Annotated in this window: 10 protein-coding genes; 8 read left to right on the top strand and 2 right to left on the bottom strand. The window is 70.0% G+C overall.

Going from position 1 to position 22,185, the window contains the following annotated elements; all coding sequences use genetic code 11:
• Nucleotides 1-65: 65 nt before the first annotated feature.
• From ACFY3J_RS01325 to obgE, 6 genes are all read left to right on the top strand, one after another.
• Nucleotides 66-3,794, top strand: a complete 3,729-nt coding sequence (locus tag ACFY3J_RS01325; RefSeq protein ID WP_390839754.1) for a LamG domain-containing protein — start codon at nt 66-68, stop codon at nt 3,792-3,794.
• 157 nt (nt 3,795-3,951) lie between these two features.
• Nucleotides 3,952-10,869 (top strand): polymorphic toxin-type HINT domain-containing protein, encoded by a 6,918-nt coding sequence (locus tag ACFY3J_RS01320; protein ID WP_390839752.1) that lies wholly within the window; start codon nt 3,952-3,954, stop codon nt 10,867-10,869.
• A gap of 8 nt (nt 10,870-10,877) precedes the next feature.
• The gene (locus ACFY3J_RS01315) at nt 10,878-11,249 is read left to right on the top strand and encodes a hypothetical protein (RefSeq protein ID WP_384173086.1); all 372 of its coding nucleotides are present in this window, start codon (nt 10,878-10,880) and stop codon (nt 11,247-11,249) included.
• Between the two features lie 218 nt (nt 11,250-11,467).
• Nucleotides 11,468-11,788, top strand: a complete 321-nt coding sequence (gene rplU, locus ACFY3J_RS01310; RefSeq protein ID WP_030749991.1) for a 50S ribosomal protein L21 — start codon at nt 11,468-11,470, stop codon at nt 11,786-11,788.
• 14 nt (nt 11,789-11,802) lie between these two features.
• On the top strand, nt 11,803-12,057 hold the full coding sequence (rpmA, locus tag ACFY3J_RS01305; RefSeq protein ID WP_030051735.1) for a 50S ribosomal protein L27: 255 nt from the start codon (nt 11,803-11,805) through the stop codon (nt 12,055-12,057).
• Nucleotides 12,058-12,170: 113 nt separating this feature from the next.
• On the top strand, nt 12,171-13,613 hold the full coding sequence (gene obgE, locus ACFY3J_RS01300; RefSeq protein ID WP_390839750.1) for a GTPase ObgE: 1,443 nt from the start codon (nt 12,171-12,173) through the stop codon (nt 13,611-13,613).
• Between the two features lie 7 nt (nt 13,614-13,620).
• On the opposite strand, the gene ACFY3J_RS01295 is transcribed toward obgE, so the two are convergent.
• Together ACFY3J_RS01295 and ACFY3J_RS01290 are read right to left on the bottom strand one after the other, a co-directional pair.
• On the bottom strand, nt 13,621-15,027 hold the full coding sequence (locus ACFY3J_RS01295; protein WP_384173093.1) for a glycosyltransferase family 2 protein: 1,407 nt from the start codon (nt 15,025-15,027) through the stop codon (nt 13,621-13,623).
• Nucleotides 15,028-15,144: 117 nt separating this feature from the next.
• Nucleotides 15,145-16,134 carry a CDP-alcohol phosphatidyltransferase family protein gene (locus ACFY3J_RS01290; protein WP_384173096.1) on the bottom strand — a complete coding sequence of 330 codons (990 nt, stop codon included), beginning with the start codon at nt 16,132-16,134 and terminating at the stop codon, nt 15,145-15,147.
• 546 nt (nt 16,135-16,680) lie between these two features.
• Here ACFY3J_RS01290 and ACFY3J_RS01285 point away from each other — a divergent pair.
• Both ACFY3J_RS01285 and galE read left to right on the top strand, forming a co-directional pair.
• Entirely contained in the window at nt 16,681-21,075 is a 4,395-nt protein-coding gene (locus tag ACFY3J_RS01285; RefSeq protein ID WP_390839747.1) for a glycosyltransferase, read from the top strand.
• A gap of 7 nt (nt 21,076-21,082) precedes the next feature.
• The gene (gene galE, locus ACFY3J_RS01280; RefSeq protein ID WP_390839745.1) at nt 21,083-22,069 is read left to right on the top strand and encodes a UDP-glucose 4-epimerase GalE; all 987 of its coding nucleotides are present in this window, start codon (nt 21,083-21,085) and stop codon (nt 22,067-22,069) included.
• Nucleotides 22,070-22,185 lie beyond the last annotated feature (116 nt).

Genomic DNA, 22,185 nt, shown 5'->3' with positions numbered 1-22,185 from the left:
GCCGGGCGAGCAGGCCCGGCCGGTGGATTTCTGAGACCTGTATGAAGCGACTGGGGAGTGGACGCGTGTCCGCAGACAGACAGAGACCGATACGGCGAGCCGTGCTGCTGCGTGCCGCCGTGGCGGCCGCCGTCACCGGCGCGGTGGTGGCGGGCAGCCTGGCCGTCCTGCCGAAGGGTGGTGGAGACCCGGGGCGCGACCAGGCCCCGGTCGCCGCCGACCAGCCGGCGCAGACCGAACAGCAGGCCCTGGCCATGGCCAGGAAGAGCGGCAAGAAGTCCGAGGCCGTCGGACTGCGCACCGAGCGCAGGGAGATCTTCGCCGAGCCCGACGGAACCTTCACGGCCCGTGAGTACACCGAACCGGTCCGCACGGTCCGGGACGGCACGTGGGTGGACATCGATGCCACCCTGGTGAAGCGGGCCGACGGCAGCTGGGGGCCCAGGGCCACCACGGTCGACCTCAACTTCTCCACCGGGCAGGCGGACAAGCCCTTCGTGACGATGCGACGGGCGGGCCGTGAGTTCGCCCTGACCTGGCCGTACGGCGAACTGCCGGCGCCGCGGGTCGAGGGGGACACCGCCACCTACACCGACGCCCTGCCCGGAGTCGACCTGACCGTCCGCGCCGAGCCCGACGGCTTCGGCCACCTGCTGGTGGTCAGGACACCGGAAGCGGCGGCGAACCCGAAGCTGGCCAGGGTCGATCTGGGCCTGACCACGGACGGCCTGAAGGTCACCGAGGACCCCTCCGGCGCGCTCACCGCCGAGGACTCCGCGGTGGGCGGCACCGTGTTCCAGGCCGGAAAGCCCGCCATGTGGGACTCGGCCGCCGTCGCGGAGGCCGCCGCCGGAGCGCAGGGCCCCAAGGCCGTCGCGAAGGCCCTGAAGTCCGCGGCGGCCGGGGCAGACCGGCCCGCCGCGGCCGTCGGGACACAGGAGGCCGGCGCGGCGGACCGGACCGACGGCGCCGCCACGGCGGCCCCGACCGGCGACCCCGGAGCACGTCAGGCCCCGAAGGCAGCCCTCGAAGGCCCGGGCGGCGGCGGACGCGTGGCGCCGCTGGACGTCGAGGTCGGCAAGGGCAAGCTGAGCCTCATCCCCGACCAGGGCTTCCTCAAGGACGCGGGCACCGTCTTCCCCGTCGTCATCGACCCGATCCAGCGCACCACCTCACGCACCGCGTGGACCGGCGTCATGTCGGGGATGCCGAACGAGCAGGACTGGAAGTACTCGGGCAGCGCGGGCGTCGGCCGGTGCCCCACCGACTACAGCCCGGTCTCCTGCAACGGAGTCGGCGTCCGCCGTGTGCTGTTCACCATGCCGCTCTCCTACTACAAGGGGAAGCAGATCCTGGGCGCGACCTTCTCCGCCCGGGTCGAGCACATCTACAGCGCCTCTCCGACCGCGGAGCCCATCCGGCTGTACCGGGTCGGCGGCAAGAACCACACGATCACGTCGTCCAGCAACTGGTCCAACACCAAGGACCACTGGGACAGCAACCTGCAGACCGTCGACAAGGCGATCTCCCCGACCTCCTGCTCCAGTCAGGCCAACCTGCACTTCGAGAGCGGGGCGAGCGGCGCGCTGACCAGCCAGATCAAGACGGCCGCCGCCGACGGCTGGACCTCGATGACGCTGGGTCTCAGGGCGGCCGACGAGACCCGCTTCGCCGAGTGGAAGCGGATCTGCGGCAACGCCTACCTGTCGATCCAGTACAACAACCTGCCGCGGCAGATCAAGACGTCCGACATGTTCACCGACCCGGGCGGCCTGTGCAAGTGGGGCTCCGGCCGGCCGTACACCGACGTGCCGCCGAAACTCCAGGCCATCGCGAGCGACCCGGACCACGGCAACGGCCAGACCGACAAGGTGAAGGTCGAGTTCAAGGTGGAGTGGACCGACCCCACCACGAAGGAGGCCAAGTCCTACAGCTACACCACACCGGACTGGCTCTCCCCGACGAGCAGCACCAAGTTCACCCACACCGTCAAGTCGACGATCCCGCAGAACACCGTCGTCTACTGGAGCGCCCGGGCCTACGACGGTGACGGCTACGGCCCGTGGAGCTGGGAGGGCGACCCGGCGCAGCGCTGCGAGTTCATCTACGACAAGACGTGGCCCGGAAAGCCGGTCGTCGTGTCCAAGGAGTACCCGTCCGACACCGTCTACCACGACGGCGTGGGCACCTACGGCACCTTCACCTTCGCGCCCAACCCGAACGACTCGGTCCCGGACACCGACGTCGTCAAGTACCTCTACGCCTTCGACGGCACCGCCGACCCGACGACCGCCCTCACTCCGAGCAAGGCCGGGGGCTCCGTCAGCGTGTCGTGGATGCCGACCCGTTCCGGGCGGCACTGGGTCGACGTCGTCGCGGTCGACAAGGCCGCGCACTCCAGCAGCAAGGCCCACTACGAGTTCCTGGTGAGCGAGGGCAAGCCGGTCACCGGCCAGTGGAACCTCGCCGACGAGCCGGGCAGCACGGAGGCCAACGAGGAGAGCGGCCAGTACGCGGCGACCGCGGGCAACGCCGTCACGTTCGGCGTGGACGGCCCCGGCGGGAAGGCGGACAGCGCGGCGCACTTCGACGGCACCCCCGAGTCGTACCTCGATACGAACGAGACCGTGCTCGACACCGCCAAGAGCTTCAGCGTCAGCGCCTGGGTACGGCCCACCGCACTGGGCCGTGACATGGCGGTCGTCAGCCAGGACGGCACCGGCGAACCCGGTTTCACCTTCGGCTACGACGCGTCCGCGCAGACCTGGAAGTTCTCCGTCCCGGTCAACGACGTGGACTCGCTCGGCGAGTGGAAGGCCGTCTCCACCGGACTGACCGTGGTCAAGGACCAGTGGGTCCTGCTGACCGGTGTGTACGACGCGCAGAAGAGCGGCGGCCCCGAGCTGCGCCTCTACGTCAACAAGGACTCCAAGGGCGTCGCCCAGCGGCGGTCCACCTGGAAGTCGTACGGTCCGCTGCAGATCGGCCGCGCCACGGCCAAGAGCGGCTACCGCGACCACTTCACGGGCGACCTCGCCGAGGTCCGTGTCTTCGACCGGGTCCTGCCGGCGGCCCAGGTCGCCGAGCTGATGACGGTCAAACCCGAACGCAAGGGCTACTGGCAGCTCGACGACGCCACCGGCGGTGCCTCCGCCGAGACCGGCGGCGGCCAGGCGCTCACCCTGGCGGGCGACGCCTCCATCTACCGCCCGGTCGACCCGCTGTTCGACATCGCCGCGCTGGTCGGCGACGGCAACCTGGTGCTGGACGGCGACGGCGACTACGCGTCGACCACGACCGCCCCGGTCACCGGGAACAGCAGCTTCACCGTGACCGCCCGCGCCCAGCTCTCCTCGCTGGACCCGGAGAAGTCGCAGACGGTGCTGTCGCTGCCGGGCGCGAAGGCCAACCGCGTCCAGGTCCGCTACCAGGCGGCCACCGGCCAGTGGGAACTCGCCGTCGCCACCACCGACGCCGCCGACGCGGAGGTCGTCACCTTCACCGACGACCAGGAACTGCCCGACACCGGCGGCTCGGGCCAGCACCTGGCGGTCGTCTACGACGCCTTCGCCAACTCGGTCCGGCTGTACGTCCAGGGCCAGCTCGTCGCCGGTGCCCACGGCACGGACGACACCCTGTGGCCCGCCACCGGCGGTCTGCAGGTGGGCCGCGCGCTGCGCGGGGCGAACGAGTACTTCGCCGGCGCCATCGACGAGGTGCGTGTCTACAGCGGGGCGGCCGACCAGGTGGCGGTGCAGCAGATGGCCGCGCTGACGGCGCTGCCCGACATGTGACGCACCGCGCCACTTCATGTCCCGGGGTGCCCGGACGCACGCCGTCCGGCACCCCGGCCCCTCACGAGCCCGCCGGACCCTCGGGGACGCCGGCGGCTCTCTCCTCCGACCAGGGAGTTGTCCGATGTTATTCCGTGGCCGCTCACTGAGCCGCCGCATGCCCGGACGGGCGGTCGCCGTGACGGTGTTCGGGCTCTCGCTCGCACTGTCCGCGTCGTCGGTCCAGGCAGTGGCGTTCGACGACGGCAACCGGGGCCGCACCAGCCGCCCCGGTGTCCAGGACGACGGGGATCCCGCCAAGGGATTCGCCGCCAAGTCCAAGCCCCGCCCCACCGATCCGGCGCGCAAGGCCGCGGTCGTGGGGCTCGACAGGGCGGTGTGGCCCCGGCAGGGCGGCGCCGAGGTGAGGCTGGGGGCGACCGCGGAAGCGGGCGGCCTGCCGGTCACGGTCCGCGAGACCGGAACCCACGGCAGTGGCAAGGCCGGGCCCGCTGCCCGCGCCCAGGACACCGGGGCACCGGGCAAGGTGCGCGTCGACGTCCTCGACCCGCACCGGGCGGCGAAGCTCGGCGCCGGCGTACTCCTCGACGTCCAGCGTGCCGACGGCGGCGACACATCCGCCAAGGTTCGTCTCACCGTCGACTATTCCGAGTTCGCCGAGGGCTTCGGCGGCTCCTACGCCTCCCGCCTGCAACTCCTCCAGCTGCCGGCCTGCGCTGCGGTCGCCACCCCCGGCAGCGAGGACTGTCCCGAGCAGCCCAAGGTGCTGCCCACGGTGAACGACGTGCGGACCGGTACCGTCTCCGCCGACGTGACCGCCGCCCCGGCCCCCGCCGAGGGCGTCTCCACCATGGCGGCCACGGCGACCTCCCTGGTGGCGGTCGCGGCGGGACCCTCGGGCGCGCAGGGCACATACGCGGCCACCGCCCTTTCACCGTCGGCCAGTTGGAACGTGTCCACTTCCTCGGGCGCCTTCAACTGGAACTACCCGCTGCGCACGGTCCCGACCCCGGGCGGCATGGTCCCCACCGTGGGCCTCGGCTACTCCTCCCAGTCGGCGGACGGACGCACCTCGGCCACCAACAACCAGGGCTCCTGGATCGGCGAGGGCTTCTCGTACGACCCCGGCTACATCGAGCGCCGTTACAAGCCGTGTTCCGACGACGGACACAGCAACTCCGGCGAGCAGTGCTGGGCGTTCGACAACGCCACGATCATGCTCAACGGCATGTCCGGCGAGCTGGTCAAGGACGACACCACGGGTGACTGGCACCTGTCGGCCGACGACGGCACGAAGGTCGAGAAGCTGACCGGCGCCACCAACGGCGACGAGGGAGGCTCGGGCGACAAGGGCGAGCACTGGAAGGTCACCACACCCGAGGGCACCGAGTACTACTTCGGCCTGAACCGGCTGCCGGGCTGGGCCGCCGGAAACGAGGAGACCAACTCCGTCTGGACGGCCCCGGTCTTCGGCGACGACTCCGGTGAGCCCTGCTACAACGCCACCTTCGCGAGCGCTCACTGCCAGCAGGCGTGGCGCTGGAGCCTGGACTACGTCAAGGACACGCACGGCAACGTGATGTCCTACTTCTACGACCGCGAGACCAACTACTACGCGCTCAACGGCAAGACGGACGTCAACGGCACCGCGTACCACCGCGGCGGCTACCTCAAGCGCATCGACTACGGCCAGACGGACGGCAAGGTCTACGCGGCGAAGGCCCCGGCCCGAGTCGTCTTCAACACCGCCGAACGCTGCCTGCCCACCGACGGCTTCGACTGCGCGGAGAGCAAGCGCACCAAGGCGAACGCCGCCCACTGGCCGGACGTCCCGGTCGACCAGGAGTGCAAGTCCGGCACCAAGTGCACCGTCCCCGTCCAGACCTTCTGGACCACCAAGCGGCTGACGTCGATCGTCACGCAGATGCGCAAGGACGCCACCTCCTACACGGACGTGGACGCCTGGACCTTCACCCACCTGTTCACCGACAACGGCGACGACTCCAAGACGCTGTGGCTTTCGAAGATCGAGCACGAGGGCCGCGCGGGCACGGCCGTGAAACTGCCGACGGTGGACCTGTTCGGCGAGCAGCTCGCCAACCGCGTGGACGCGATCGGTGACAACATCGCGCCCTTCCACCGGTTCCGGCTCTCGGCGGTCCTGAGCGAGACCGGCGCCCAGCTCGACGTGAACTACGCGCCCACCGACTGCGCCAAGAGCGCGCTGCCCAAGCCGGGCGAGTCCACCAAGCGCTGCTACCCGGTGAAGTGGGCCCCGCCCGGCTACGTGGACCCGATCACGGACTGGTTCCACAAGTACGTCGTCGCGGCGGTCATCGAGACCGACCGCACCGGCGGCAGCGACTCGATGGTCACCCGCTACACCTACCAGGGCGACGCTGCCTGGCGTAAGGCCAAGCCGGACGGCATCACCGACGACAAGTACCTGACCTGGGGCGGCTGGCAGGGCTACGGCAAGGTCAAGGTCACCAGCGGCACGTCCGACAAGCAGAGCACGCGGGTCGACTACACGTTCCTGCAGGGCATGGACGGGGACAAGGCCGCCGACGGCAGCGCCCGGTCCGTGAAGGTGAAGGACTCCACCGGCGCCGAGTACACGGACGCGGAGGAGTTCACCGGCCACGAGCTGGAGACGGCCGCCTACGACGGTGACAAGCTCGTCTCCAAGACGATCCAGACGCCGTGGAAGCACTACACGGCCACCCAGACCAGGAGCTGGGGCACCACCCGTGCGGCGATCGTCCGGACCCAGGTCGGCCGCGGCTTCGACCTGAAGGCCGACGGCACCTGGCGCGAGACCAAGTCGACGACGACGTACGACACGGCCAACCGCACCGGCCGGGTCCTGCAGGTCGACGACCAGGGCGACGTGTCCACCACCAAGGACGACAGCTGCACCCGTACCACGTACGCGGACAACACGGCGAAGAACATCCTCTCGCTGCCCGCGCGCAGCGAGGCCGTCTCCGTCCGCTGTTCGGCGACACCGGACCGCAGGACGCAGGTCCTGGCGGACGAGCGCACGTCGTACGACAGCGGGGCGTTCGGCGCGGCTCCCACCAAGGGCGACGCGACCAAGACCGAGCGGCTGACCGCGCACAACGGCACCACGGCGACGTACCAGGTCACCGGCACCACGACCTACGACTCGTTCGGCCGCCCGACGCTGCAGAGGGACGCCCAGCAGAACCCGACGAGGATCGGGTACACCGAGACCAACGGCCTGCTGACGAAGACGGTCTTCACCAACGCGTTCGACCACGTCACGACCACCGACTACGCCCCGGCCTGGGGCATGTCGGCCGGCCAGACCGACCCGAACGGCAAGCGGACGGACCTCGCCTACGACGCGCTGGGCCGCCTGACCTCGGTGTGGCTGCCCGACCGGACCAGCAAGCAGACGCCGAGCATCAAGTACTCGTACAACGTCCGCAAGGACAAGGTCACCTCGATCAGGACGGAGAAGATCGAGAACGACGGCTCCTACGGCGCCGAGTACCAGCTCTACGACAGCCTGCTCAGGCCCCGGCAGATCCAGACCGAGGGCGCGAACGGCACCCGCATGGTCGCCGACACGTTCTACGACGGCACCGGCAACATCAAGAAGACCAACTCCACCTACAACGCGGCGGGCTCCCCGTCCGACGAGCTGCTGTCCGTCCGCAACGGCGAGGTCGGCGCGCAGAGTCTGCTGGAGTACGACGGCCTGGGCCGGACCACGGCTCAGATCTTCGCGGTCGGGGGTGCCGAGCAGTGGCGCACCACGACCAGGTACGACGGCGAGCTGACCCACGTCGACCCGCCGACCGGCGGTGTGCCCACCACGACGATCACGGACGGCCAGGGCAACACCGCCGAGATCCGGCACTACCGGGGCTCCTCACCGAGCGCGGGCGTGCCCTACGACGCGACGAAGTACACCTACACGCCCGCGGGCAGGCTGGAGACGGTCACCGACTCCAAGGACAACGTGTGGCGGTACGAGTACGACCAGCTGGGCCGCCAGACGAAGTCCGTCGACCCCGACGCCGGCACCTCGCGCGCGGAGTACGACGAACTGGACCGGCCGGTCGCCTCCTGGGACGGCCGCAACAAGAAGACGTCCACGGTCTACGACAAGCTCGGCCGGGTGGTGTCGACCTGGCAGGGCGACGCCGGCACCGGCACGAAGCTGACCGAGACGAAGTACGACCGGGCCGAATGGCTCGGTCAGGCTTACGGCTTCCTGAGCTACATCTCGCCGACGGAGTACTTCGCGAGCGCCGTCAAGTCGATGGACGACTTCTACCGCCCGCTGAAGACGGCGTACCAGGTGCCCGCCTCCCAGGGTGATCTCGCCGGCACGTACGAGTTCACATCGGCGTACAACCGTGACGGCACCCTGCAGTCCACCGGCCTGCCCGCCATCGGCGACCTGCCGGCGGAGGCGCTGACCTACACCTACGACGAGCTGCAGCGCCCGACGGCGATGAAGGGCACCACGTCGTACGTCACCAACACCGTCTACTCGAAGAACAGCCGGCTCCAGCAGCTGGAGCTGTTCACGGGCAGCGGCAAGAAGGTCTGGCAGACCTTCGACTACGAGACGGGCACCGACCGGCTGACCCGCTCGGTGGTCGACGTCTACGGCGCGACCGCCCCGGCCAAGGAGTCGAACTACTCCTACGACCAGGCGGGCAACGTCCTGTCCATCGCGGACACGGCGAACTCCGTCTCGCCGGACGTGCAGTGCTTCGCCTACGACAGCCGGCAGCGGCTGGCGGACGCGTGGACACCGGCGTCGTCGGCGGCCGACGCGGCCGGCACGGGTTCGCGTGGGTCCGTCGCGCCGGTGGAGGGCACAGGCCCGAAGGCGTGCGAGAGCGCTCCGGGTGCGAAGGCGCTCGGCGGCCCGGCCCCGTACTGGAAGTCGTACGAGACCGACGCCATCGGGAACCGGGTCTCCGAGACGATCCACGACACCGGCCTGGTCGCCGCGAAGAACATCACCCGCGGCTACGAGTACGGCGGCGCGGGCGCCCAGGGCAGCGGCCCGCACCAGGTCACGAAGGTGGTGGAGAAGACCCCGACGGGGGACCGGCAGTCGACGTACGAGTACGACGCCTCCGGCAACACCACCAAGCGCACGATCGGCGGCAACGCGCAGACGCTGGTCTGGACGGACACGGGCAAGCTCAGCGAGGTCACCGAGGCGAGCGGCTCGAAGACCTCGTACCTGTACGACGGCTCCGGCAACCGCCTCGTCCGCAAGGACTCCTCCGGCACCACCGTGTATCTGCCGGGCACCGAGTTGAAGCTGTCGGCCGGCGGCACGAAGAAGGAGGCCACCCGCTATTACGAGTACGCCGGCCAGACGGTCGCGGTGCGTACCGGCGGCAAGCTGTCCTTCGTCGCCTCCGACCACCACGGCACGGGCGAGCTGGCGATCGACGCGGTGACCGGCGCGGTCTCCCAGCGGCGCTTCGACCCCTTCGGAGTGGAGCGCGGTGAGAAGACCGGCACCTGGCCGGGGGAGAAGGGCTTCGTCGGCGGCACGATCGACGCCTCGACAGGGCTGACGCATCTGGGGGCACGGGAGTACGACGCCCAGATAGGCAAGTTCATCTCGGTCGATCCGATCATCGACTACACACAGCCGCAGCAGATCAACGGCTACGCCTACGCCAACAACTCCCCGGTCACGCACGCGGACCCCAGCGGCATGATCATCCCGGAGTGCTGGGAGGGGCTGATCGAGTGCAGCGGTGGCAAGCCCGTCATCAACAAGGACAAGGTCTCGGAGGCCCAGTCGGGGGTCAGCAAGGCCGCCTCGAATGTGGCGGCGGCACAGTCCCAGCAGTCCGCGGCCAAGCAGCGCATCAAGTCCGCGGGCAAGGCGCTCGTCAAGATCGTCCGGGACATCCTCGGCGTCGACGCGGCCCTGGACTGCATCTCCACCGGTGACGTCGGCGCCTGCGGCGAGACGCTGCTGAACATCGCCGGCAGCTTCGCGGGCGGCCTGGCGGGCAAGGTCCTGGCCAAGTACGGCACGCCCTGGAACTGGATGAAGGGGTGGAAGCTCGCCAAACGCGTCAAGGGCCTGGTCGGCACCCTGATCGGCGGCGTGAAGGACCTCTGGAAGGCGAACAAGGCGGTCGGCAAGGCGAAGGCCGGCCTGGCCAAGGCCGTGGACAAACTGGCGGACGCCAGAAAGAAGGCGGCGGAGGCCCTAAAGAAGAGCAAGAAGTCCGACCCCGAGTGCCACAGCTTCCTCCCCGGCACGAAGGTCTTGCTGGCCGACGGCAGTACCAAGCCCATCCAGAAGGTACGTCTCGGCGACAAGGTCGTCACAACCGACGCGAAAACCGGCAAGACGGTGGTCCGGGAGATCGCCGGCACCATTGTCACCGAGGACGACAAATCCTTCGCCGATCTCGCGATCAAGGGCAAGGCGGGCAAACCGGAGGCGCTGATCGCCACGACGACCCATCCGTTCTGGGTGGAGTCGAAGGGCGAGTGGATCAAGGCGGGCGACCTTGAGCCCGGCATGAAGCTGCGCACGGCGTCTGGCGAGAGTGTCGAGCTGACGGCGATCCGACTGTTCGAGGAACGACAGCGGACACACGACCTCACGGTCACCGGGATCCACGCCTACTACGTCCTGGCGGGCCGCACGCCACTGCTGGTGCACAACTGCGACGGCACGGCGACGGTGCGCTGGGACCCGGACATGGAGCACGCGACGATCAGGGTGGAGCCCGACGGCGGCAAGGCGGTGGAGACGGAGCAGGTGGTGAACGGCTGGGGCGGACCTCCGGAGAGCCCCAACGGCTACCCCACCAGCGCTGCTGTCGCCGAGCCCCTGGGGCCGAACACGATCGAGCGCACGTTCCGGCTGCCCAACGTCCGAGCGGCGTTGAAGGCTCAGGAGGACTCCATCGGCGCGGACCTCGACGCCTACGACGGAATCCACAACAGTTGCGTCACATACTGCGTGGGCATCCTCAGAGCCGGCGGCGTGGACATTCCTCCGGGCGCGCGAGGCATGCTGGCCTTGAAGAAGACACTGGGATAGGGAGCGTCTTGACCGAGGAACAAGAGCACCGTAACGCGGTTCTCGCCGAGATCCTGCTGAGCAGGAAGGTAGGGGTGGCGCATACGCGGCTGGTCGGCGACCTCATCTCCGTGCAGGCCCAGCTCAGCATGGGCATGCAGGGGCGGGCCGGACTCTCATTGGACGCGCGTGTCGGGATCGTGGAGGCTGTCCTGCCGCTGGAGGAGGCGTATCACTCCGCCTGGCGGGCGGTGGCCGCCGCTCCGGACATCGAACGGCGTGTTCCTGAGCTGCGCAGGCTTCAGGCCTCGCTGACGGACGCGGTGGAGGGAGTCGTCGCGGTCGCCCGGCTGCACGGCATCCAGGCGGAACCTCGCCGATTGGACGCCGGCGAGGGGTAGGACTGGTCGGCAGAAGATGAGACGGGGCCCGGTTTGACCCCTCAAGCCGGGCCCCGTAACCTTGACCGTCGGCGTGTCGCCAGATGCGTCTCATCCCCGTAAACCTCTTCCTCCCGGGAACGGGCCCGCACGGGCCGTGGCCGGGAGAGGCCGTTCGCGCGTGTCGCGGGGCGGCTGGACTGCGGGGATGCCGTTCCGAGCGAGAGAGTGAGATCCGCGTGTACGCCATCGTGCGCAGCGGTGGTCGCCAGCACAAGGTTGCTGTCGGCGACATCGTTGAGGTTGACAAGATTTCCACTGCCAAGGTTGGCGACACGGTCGAGCTCTCGACCCTGCTCGTTGTCGACGGCGACGCTGTGACCAGCGACCCGTGGGTGCTGGCCGGCATCAAGGTCCAGGCCGAGGTCGTGGACCACCACAAGGGCCAGAAGATCGACATTCTGCGCTACAAGAACAAGACCGGCTACCGCCGTCGGCAGGGCCACCGCCAGCAGTACACGGCGATCAAGGTCACGTCGATCCCCGCGGCTGCGAAGTAAGGGACTGAGGAGACATGGCACACAAGAAGGGCGCATCGTCCACCCGGAACGGTCGCGACTCCAATGCCCAGCGGCTCGGCGTGAAGCGCTTCGGCGGTCAGGTCGTCAACGCGGGTGAGATCCTGGTCCGCCAGCGCGGCACCCACTTCCACCCGGGCGCCGGCGTCGGCCGTGGCGGCGACGACACGCTGTTCGCGCTGCAGGCCGGTGCGGTGGAGTTCGGCACCAGCCGTGGCCGCAAGGTCGTGAACATCGTTCCGGTCGCCTGATCGGAATTCTTCGCGAGGCGGACCTCACTTCCCCGGCGGGAAGGCGGGTCCGCCTTTCGCGTGTTACGCAGTAACCACATCCGTACATTTGCGCAGTGCTGGAGGCACACACCATGACCACCTTCGTGGACCGCGTCGAACTGCACGTCGCCGCGGGTAACGGAGGCCACGGCTGTGCCTCCGTGCACCGTGAGAAGTTCAAGCCGCTGGGCGGCCCGGACGGCGGCAACGGCGGGCGCGGCGGCGACGTGATCCTCACCGTCGACCAGTCCGTCACGACGCTGCTCGAGTACCACCACTCCCCGCACCGCAAGGCCACCAACGGCAAGCCCGGCGAGGGCGGCAACCGCTCCGGCAAGGACGGCGAGGACCTGGTGCTGGCGGTGCCGGACGGCACGGTGGTCCTGGACAAGCAGGGCAACGTGCTCGCCGACCTGGTCGGCCACGGCACCTCGTTCATCGCCGCGCAGGGCGGCCGGGGCGGCCTGGGCAACGCGGCGCTGGCCTCCGCCCGGCGCAAGGCGCCCGGCTTCGCGCTGCTGGGCGAGCCGGGGGACCTCCAGGACATCGTCCTGGAGCTGAAGACCGTCGCCGACGTGGCGCTGGTCGGCTACCCGAGTGCCGGAAAGTCCTCTCTGATCTCCGTCCTCTCCGCCGCCAAGCCGAAGATCGCCGACTACCCGTTCACCACCCTGGTGCCCAACCTGGGCGTGGTGACGGCCGGTTCGACCGTCTACACCATCGCCGACGTGCCCGGACTCATTCCGGGCGCCAGCCGGGGCAAGGGCCTGGGACTGGAGTTCCTGCGCCACGTGGAGCGGTGCAGCGTACTCGTGCACGTGCTGGACACGGCGACCCTGGAGTCCGACCGCGACCCGGTCTCCGACCTCGACGTCATCGAGGAGGAGCTGCGGCAGTACGGCGGTCTCGACAACCGCCCGCGCATCGTGGTCCTGAACAAGATCGACGTGCCCGACGGCAAGGACCTCGCCGAGATGGTCCGGCCCGATCTCCAGGCCCGCGGCTACCGCGTCTTCGAGGTGTCGGCGGTGGCGCGCACGGGACTCAAGGAGCTGTCCTACGCGCTCGCCGAACTGGTCGCGAACGCGCGTGCCGCACGTCCGAAGGAGGAGGCGACCCGGATCGTCATCTGCCCGAAGGCGGTGGACGACGCCGGCTTCACCGCCGTCCGCGAGGACGACGGCCTCTTCCGTGTCCGTGGCGAGAAGCCCGAACGCTGGGTGCGCCAGACCGACTTCAACAACGACGAGGCGGTCGGTTACCTCGCCGACCGGCTCAACCGCCTCGGTGTCGAGGAGGCGTTGATGAAGGCGGGCGCCCGGTCCGGCGACGGCGTCGCCATCGGACCCGAGGACAACGCGGTCGTCTTCGACTGGGAGCCGTCGGTCACGGCGGGCGCGGAGATGCTGGGGCGCCGTGGCGAGGACCACCGCTTCGAGGCGCCGCGTCCGGCCGCCCAGCGGCGCCGGAACCGGCAGGCCGAGCGGGACGAGGCGGAGCAGGGGTACGAAGGGTTCGACCCCTTCGCCTCGTAGACCGGCTTCACGGTGCCGGCGCCGGTCGTTCCACCGGCTCCGGCTCCGGCAGCGGCCATGCCATCGCCGACAGGTCGACCCAGCCCGGCAGGGCCTCCAAGCGGGGCAGTGACAGGGCCAGCACGCCGCCCCGCGAGATCTGCAGGGTGGCCACGTTGACCGTGGACGCCGGCAGGGTCTGCAGCAGAGCGACACCGCGGTGGGTGCGGGCCGGGCTCACCGCCGTGTCCAGCACCGCGCTGACGGGCGTCGTACTGGAGGTCCATCGGGATCCGAAGCCGCCGCCGTCGGCGGGGGCGATCGAGCCCGTGAGTTCGACCCGGTCGCCGTTCAGCCGGTAGCGGGGCGGGTCGCCGTGAGCGGCGACGGCCGGATTCAGCGGCAGCTCCCGCCATACGCGGTCGGCCGGCCGAGCGCCCTCGGGCAGCAGGGGCCAGGGGTCCGCGAGCCACTCGCCGAGCCTGCCCGACTTCGCCGCCGCCTGTAGCGCCGCGTCCCTGCGGCCGGTGACGAACTCCCGCAGTACGTCGTCGCGGATGCCCTCGTAGAGCCTGCCCACGTCGGGCAGGAGTGCCGCGACGTCGAGTTCCGGCGGCGCCTCGGAGAGCCTTCTGAGGAAGCCGAGATAGGTGAAGGCGGCGTACCGCTCCATCAACCGCCGCACCCCGGGTCCGTGGCGCGTGCCCACGTCGAGCAGGTGCAGGTTGAGGTCGAGGTGGTCGCGGTAGTTGCCCGCGTTGGCCCGCAGGGAGTCCATGATCGAGGAACCGTCGCCGCGCTGCCGGTAGAGGTAGACGGAGCGGTCCAGCAGGTTGACGCGGCGCGCGGACAGCAGCGCCGGAACGCTGAACCAGGCGTCCTCGAACAGCACGCCCTCCGGGAAGGACGCCCGGATACGCCGCAGGAACGGCACGGAGAACAGCTTGTTCCACACGCTCGCCGAGAACACCAGGTCCGGGTACTCGGTGATGTCCTCGACGCACCGGCCGCCGTCTCCGAAGTACCGCTTCCAGCGGCCGTAGGGGCGCAGCGGGACATTGGTGAAGTCGGCGACGACCATGTCGGCGTCGTTGCCGCGGGCCGAGGCCAGCATCGCGGACAGCCCGTCGGGCACCATCACGTCGTCCGCGTCGGCGAAGGCGACGTGGGCGGCGCGGACCTCGCGCAGCCCGCGGTTGCGGGCCGCCCCGGGGCCCGCGTTGGACTGGGTGATCAGCTCGGCCTGCGGATGGCGGTCGGCGAACGCGGCGAGCAGCTCGCGGGTGCCGTCGGTCGATCCGTCGTCGACGAGGATCACCTGGGTCCGGTCGAACCCGTCGAGGGCGGCGACCGAGTCCAGGAAGCGGGGCACGTGCCCGGCCACGTCGAAGCAGGGCACGACGAGCGCGGCGTCGTACGAGGACTGGTCCGTCACCGAGGGCTCCAGTGCTGGGGGAGGGGCGATGCCTGCGGGCGCGCGGCCGGGAAAAACGCCGATGCCGGTCTCCGACGTGCTCAGGAGACCGGCATCGCGGTGGGTCGCGTGCGAGAGTCAGCTCTTGACGGGGACGGACGCGGTGACCGGCTCCGCTACCGCTGTGGCGGCCGCGGCGGTACGGCGGTACGAGTCCATGGCGTTCTCGAAGTCGCGGGTCGAGAGCATCAGCTTGTAGATGATGGCGAGTTCGAAGAGCACCAGCAGGACACCGGCCCCGATCGTCACGCCCATGATCGCCCCGGCGAGCGGGCCGATGATGAACACCGCCATCTGGAACTCGATGCCGCTGACCAGGTGGGTGCGGATGCGGTGGCTGATCAGGAGGTCGCGGATGCGGTTGTAGCGCGTGAACCGGCGCACGAACGACTGCTGCGTGACCACCCCGAGGGCGGGGGCCGCGGGCTCCTCGGCGCGCTGGTCGGCCGCGCTCTCCTCCTCGCCGGCCTCCACGGCCTCGTCCTTCGCCTCGGCGGTGATGCGCGCGGCCGCGGCGACGCGGGGCGCGGGCGCCTGGGTCACCTCGGCGACCTCGGCCGCGGCCTGCTGGAGCTTGGTCCGCATGCCCTGACGGACCTTGTAGATCTGCAGGGCGTCGATGTACCGGAGCATGTCCAGGAAGACGACGGCCAGCGCCAGCCAGATGTACGCGACGTTGCCGGTCTGGTGGTACTGACCGCCCATGAGGGCGACGGCGCAGACGAGGACCCGGATGCGGTCGAAGACGTAGTCCAGCCAGGCGCCGAACTCGGATCCGTTGCCGGTGAGCCGGGCGAGCTTCCCGTCCATGCAGTCCAGGATGAAGCTGCAGTGGTACACGACCGCGCCGACGATCAGCCAGAGCCACCCGCCCTGGGCGAAGCAGGCGGCCGCTCCGAGGCCGAGTACGAGCGCGGCCCAGGTGATCTGGTTCGGAGTGACCCTGGTCCACTTGGCGGTCCACCGGACCAGGGGCGTGGCCACCGGGTCGACGAGCAGAACGGTCCACCAGGCGTCCCGCTTCTTCTCAGTGCGGCGGCGCACTTCGGCGAGCGGAGGTATGTCCATGGTCGGCAGGAAGCCCTTTCGGGGTGGCCCTCGGCGAGGCACCGAGGAGCGCGCGGAGTGGTCGGACGTGCCACACGAGGCGGCCGGGGCATGCCGGTGCGCCTTACGTCAAAGGACGTTGGTTTTACCACGGTAATCCAACAGTCAAATGCCATCGTAGGGTGGCCCGGGCGCGGCCAACCATACGCCGTTCGCCAAGGCTTAAGGCAATGCTTGGGTGGCGGTGGTTGCCCCGTTCATCCGAAGCTGTGTCAAGAATCACATGGGGCCGGGACATAAGGTGGATGGTGTCTGAATCGTCCCTGATTGGGAACAGGCTGGACGCGCGGGTTAGGCTAATCTGCTCATGAGTCAGCCGCTTCCTTGTGCCACTTGGCTTTTGCCGCCTGGCGCGCCTCCGTGGCGGAGTTCCTCCCGGAGCCCCCTTGCCGTGCGAGCCGAGGTTTCGGCGCCTTCCGGGCCAGTGCCGACGCGAGGGCGTTTGGCGTGGGAGCTGTGATCTCCGACTTTTCAGTCCTTGGCAATGGAGGCGTGATGTTCCCGCGCGTGGACGCTGCACCTGGCATCACCGTCGTCGTCCCCGCGTACAACGCCGCGGCGACCCTCGGCAGAGCCCTCGACTCCCTGGTGGTGCAGACGTGCCAGGACTTCGAGGCCGTGGTCGTCGACGACGCGTCCCAAGATGGTAGCCGGGCCGTCGCGGAGAGTTACGCGGACCGAATTCCGCGGCTGCGGGTCATATCCCGGCAGACCAACAGCGGGGGCGTGGGAGCACCCCGCAATGACGGAATTCGCGCGGCACGCGGCGAATACGTGATGTTCCTGGACTCCGACGACGAACTGCCGGTCAAGGCGTGCGAACTGCTGCTGGAGTCGGCCCGGAACACAGGTGCCGACATCACCGCCGGGCGCGCCCTCCGGATCAACCTGCAGCGTGACACGACGCAGGTGTGGCAGCCCATGCTCTACGGCGTCGACCGGACCGTGGACGGCATCCGGAGCTGGCCGGAGCTGATCAACGACCCCATCGCCGCCGCGAAGTTGTACCGGCGGGACTTCCTGCTCGAGAACGAGATCTTCTTCCCCGAGGGAGTCTTCTACGAGGACACCTTCTTCTCGGCCAAGTCCTGCACCCTCGCCTCCGGTATCTCCGTCCTCGCCGAACCGGTCTACCGGTGGGTCTGGGAGGACCCGCAGGACGGCAGCGCCTCGATCACCAACCGGCGCGGGGAGATCCGCAGCATTTCCGACCGGGTGGCGGTGCACCGGCTGGCGGACGAGTTCCTGCGCGATGCGGGCGCCGAGGACATCAAGGTCTACAAGGACGCCCGCTTCATCAGCCACGACATCCGGCTGTACGCGAAGGAACTCCGTGCCGGCGACGAGCGGTTCCGCACCGCCTTCCTGGACATCGTCTCGGAGTACCTGACCGAGATCGACGAGCGGGCCTACCCGCTGAGCGGGCCGCTGGACCGGGTGCGCGCCTTCTACCTCCGGAACCGGCTGGTGGACGAGGCCCTCACGGTCGCCGACTTCGAGCAGCGCCGGGGCGTCGTCTCCACCGACCTGGTGCGCCGCGGAGACCGCGTGTACTGGTCGGCACGCCATGCCGACCTGCCGGGGGCGGACGAGTTCCTCGACGTGACCGAACTCGGCCTGCAGGACGAGTCGTTCGAGAACTGCAAGCTGTTCAACCGGGTCACCTCCCTCGCCGTCGACGGCACGACGGTCACGCTCGGGGGCGAGATCCTCAACCAGTTCCAGCGCATCGGAACCGGCGACGAGGTACGGCTGGCGCTGCACGTACGGGCCAAGGACACCGGTGAGCGGACCGTCGTGGAGGTGCCGGACGTCCGGGTGGACGGGTCCCGGATCTCCTACCAGGTCTCGTTCGACCTGGGTTCGGCCGCCGCCGTGCTCTCCTCGCGGAGCCTGGTCAACCTCAACATGCAGGTCCTGTGGAAGGGCCGCAAGCACACCACCGCCCTCTGCGTCCGCGGCAGCGACCTGGCACCACTCGGTCGCGTGCTGGAGCCCTCCGGTCTGTGGCCGGACATCACGGGCAGCGGCAACCTCGTGTGGCGTCCGGCCGAACCGGCCGACGCCAGGGGGGCGACGCGCAAGGCGCCGGACGCCGGGCACTGGCTGTGGTGGCAGGGGCGCGAGCTGCCGGCGAACGCCGCGGAGCCCGCGGAACCCGCCGCGACCGTCGTGGTGTTCTGCGCCGGATACGGCGACGACGCGCTGCGGGCCGCCCTGAACTCCCTGGCCTGCCAAGAGGAGTTCGGCCGTACCCGGGTGCTCCTGGTCACCGCCGGGACCGGTACGGACGCGCCCGCCGCGGTCGAGTTCGCCGACCGCTACGGCAACGCGAGTCTCGTCCGCACCCCGGACGGCCGCGACGCCCGGGCCTCCCGGCAGGCGGTCCTCGACCGACTGGCGGGTCCGTACGCGGCCTTCATGGACGGATCCGGTGTCCTGGCCGAAGGCGCGCTGGCCGGGCTGCTCGCCGCGACCGCGGACGACGCCGACGTCGTGGTCGGGGACACCTGGCAGGCCTCCGAGGCGCTACGCGAGGCCGACGTGTTCCTGCGCGAGTGCTTCGAGGCCGGCGACCGGACCGTCGACGGCCTCGCCGGCGCCCCCGACCTGCTCTTCGCCGCGTCGCCCGGCGGCAAGCTGTTCCGCTGCGACCTGCTGCGCGAGTGCGGCTTCCACGTCGGGGACGGCTGGGACATCGAGCACATCACCCCCGTGGCCACCGCTCTGCTGAGGGCCCGCCGCATCCGCGTGACCGCGGCGCTGGTCTACGGAGTCACCGACGACGCCCGCTCCGGACTCCCCGCCCGTGACCGGCGGGAGACCGCACGGAACCTGCTGGCCCTGCACCAGTCGCTGCTGGACGCCCATGCGACGGCGGGCCCGGAGCGGCGGGCCGCGCTCCAGCGCTTCGTGGCGGGCAGCTTCCACCCGTACCTGGTCGGCATGCCCAAGATGATGGTCGGCGAGGAGCTCGAAGCCCTCTACCCGAAGCTGCGGACCCTCTACCGGGACATCCCGGACGACGTCGTCCTGGACTGCGCCGGTCCGAACGCCTCCCTCCGCACGCATCACGCCGTGAAGGCGGGCAACGCCGCGCTCTTCACCCGTCCGTTCGAGGAGCCCCGTTTCCTGCCGGAGCTGTCGGTCGCCGGCCCGGTTCTCTTCCGCAGGACCGAGGGCGACGTGGACGACTCCACGCTGCTGCGCGTCATAACCCGGTCGGCCCAGGCGGAGTCCGTCCGTCCCGTCGACGGCGCATTGCGCGTCGAGGGGTTCCTGACCCTTGGCGACGTCGACATCTCCGAGGACTTCGGCAACCGGCTGGAGCTCGTGTTCAGCGCGCCCGGCGGCCGGGAGCACACCGTACCGGCGCGGCAGGTGTACCGCCGCGACCGCTGGCACGTCCGCAAGCAGCAGGACCTGCACAGCGGCTGGCGGGCCGACCTCGGCCGCGACGAGCTGGCTGCCCTGCACGGCGGCGCGTACTCCCTCGCGGTCCGGCTGCACGGCCCCGGCGGCTTCGTCGACATCCCGGTGACCGCCCGCCCCGCGTTCCACCGCTTCAAGGGCGTGGACCGCATCGGCGCCTTCCGCTACGAGGTGTCGGCGGACACGGAGAACGTGGCCCACGTGCGAGTGGCCCGGCGGCGCTCGGCGGCGGGCGTCGCCGACCGGATGCGGCGCCTGGGCCGTGAGACGGGCCGGATCGTCACCCGGCAGCCGGGCTGGCTGCTGCGGCTGCTCTACTGGCTCACCCGCCCCGTGCTCGCCCGCCGCGACATCTGGATCGTCGGCGAGCGCCACGACACCGCGCAGGACAACGGCCACCACTTCTTCCGGTGGATGCGTCAGAACCACCCCAGGCGCAACGTCTACTACGTCATCGACGCGAAGGCGGCCGATCGCGCGAAGGTCCAGGACTGCGGCAACATCCTCGCGCTCGGCTCGCTCAAGCACCGGCTCTACCTGCTCAACGCGACCCGGCTGATATCGCCGTACGACCTCGAGGCCTACCTCGCGCCGCCCAGCATGGGCAAGCTCAACTACCTGCGCATCTTCGGCGACCTGCTGAAGTACCGCCGGGTGTTCCTTCAGCACGGCGTGACGTACAACGACGTCTCGCAGTCCGCGCACCGTCAGTCCACGAGCGTCGACCTGTTCGTGGCCGTGTCCGAGGACGAGGCCGCCTACATCCGCGAGGAGATGGGCTACCGCCCCGACGAGGTCCAGGCCCTGGGCTTCCCCCGGTTCGACAAGCTTCAGCCCGTCGAGGGCCGGCCCACCGTGCTGCTCATGCCGACGTGGCGACGCGACATCGTGGTCCCGTCGTACAACCGCAGGCGCCGGCCGCGCGTCCAGTTCCCGGCCTCGGAGTACTTCCGGTTCTTCTCCCGGCTGCTGGAGGACGAACGGCTGCGGGCCGGGCTGGAACGCTCCGGCGTCCGGCTGGAGTTCTACCCGCACTACGAGATCCGTCCGTACCTGCGCCACTTCAAGGTCGACCACCTCAACATCACCGTCGCGGACCAGACCAAGCGGGGTGTGCAGGAGGCGATGAAGGAGTGCTCGCTCCTCGTCACCGACTACTCGTCCGTCTTCTTCGACGTGGCCTACATGGGCAAGCCCCTCGTCTACGTGCCCTTCGACGAGGACGACTTCTACGGCCAGCACTACCGCCGCGGCTACTTCGACCTGACCCACGACGGGTTCGGGCCGGTGTGCCGGACGGTGGAGGACGCCGTCGACGAGATCGTCGCGGCGATCGACCGCGGCTTCTCGGTCGGCGAACCGTACGCTCAGCGCGTCGAAGACTTCTTCGGTCAGCGCGACACGGAGAACTGCGCACGTGTCTTCCGGGCCATCGACGGTCTGGACGGGCGGCACGACGGAAAGGGATGACCCAAGCATGTGGATGATCACGGGCGGTGCCGGTTTCATCGGGGCGCACGTCGTGCGCGCGATGACCGAGGGCGGCCGGAAGGTCATGGTCTACGACGATCTGTCGACCGGCAGCCGGGACCGGGTACCCGCCGGGGTGCCCCTGGTGGTCGGCAGCGTCCTCGACCGGCCCCGGCTGGAGACGGCGATCCGCGAGCACGGCGTGACCGGCGTCGTGCACATCGCCGCCAAGAAGCAGGTCGGCGAGTCCGTGGAACGGCCCCTGTACTACTACCGGGAGAACGTCACCGGCCTGCAGACCCTGCTGGAGGCGATGACCGGGACCGGCGTCGAACGGCTGGTCTTCTCCTCCTCCGCGGCCGTGTACGGCATGCCGGACGTCGACCTGGTCACCGAGGAGACCGAGTGCGTCCCGATGAGCCCGTACGGCGAGAGCAAGCTCATCGGTGAGTGGCTGATCAACGCCGCCGCCCGGGCCCACGGCATCCGCAGCGCGTCCCTGCGCTACTTCAACGTCGCCGGTGCCGCGTCCCCGGAGCTGTCCGACTCCGGCGTGTTCAACCTGATCCCGATGGTCTTCGAACGCCTTGAGGCCGGCGAGGCTCCGCGGATCTTCGGCGACGACTACGCCACGCCCGACGGCACCTGTGTCCGCGACTACATCCACGTCCAGGACATCGCCTCCGCCCACCTGGCCGCCGCCACACGTCTGGAGACGGCGCCGGCGGGCACCGCTCTGACGCTCAACATCGGGCGGGGTGAGGGAAGTTCCGTCCAGGAGATGGTCGACCGCATCCTGAAGGTCACCGGCCGGGAGGGCACGGTCCCGGAGGTCACCGAACGCCGTCCCGGGGACCCGGCCCGCGTCGTCGCCTCCGCCGACCGCGTCCGCGAGGAACTCGGCTGGTCCGCCCGCCACGGCCTGGACGACATGATCGAGTCCGCCTGGCAGGGCTGGCGCCACCGCCACCGCCACCGCCACCGCCACGGCTGAGGACCGGACCCGGGGGAGGACCGCGCCCGGCGGCCTCCTCCGGCAGACGTGCCGTCAGGCCCGCAGGCCGCCCTTGTCTCCCCCCACCACACGGCTTCGGTATCTCTGTAGGCACC

The organism is Streptomyces sp. NPDC001231, assembly GCF_042896885.1.
Taxonomy (GTDB): domain Bacteria; phylum Actinomycetota; class Actinomycetes; order Streptomycetales; family Streptomycetaceae; genus Streptomyces.
This window is presented reverse-complemented; position numbering and strand designations above follow the sequence as displayed.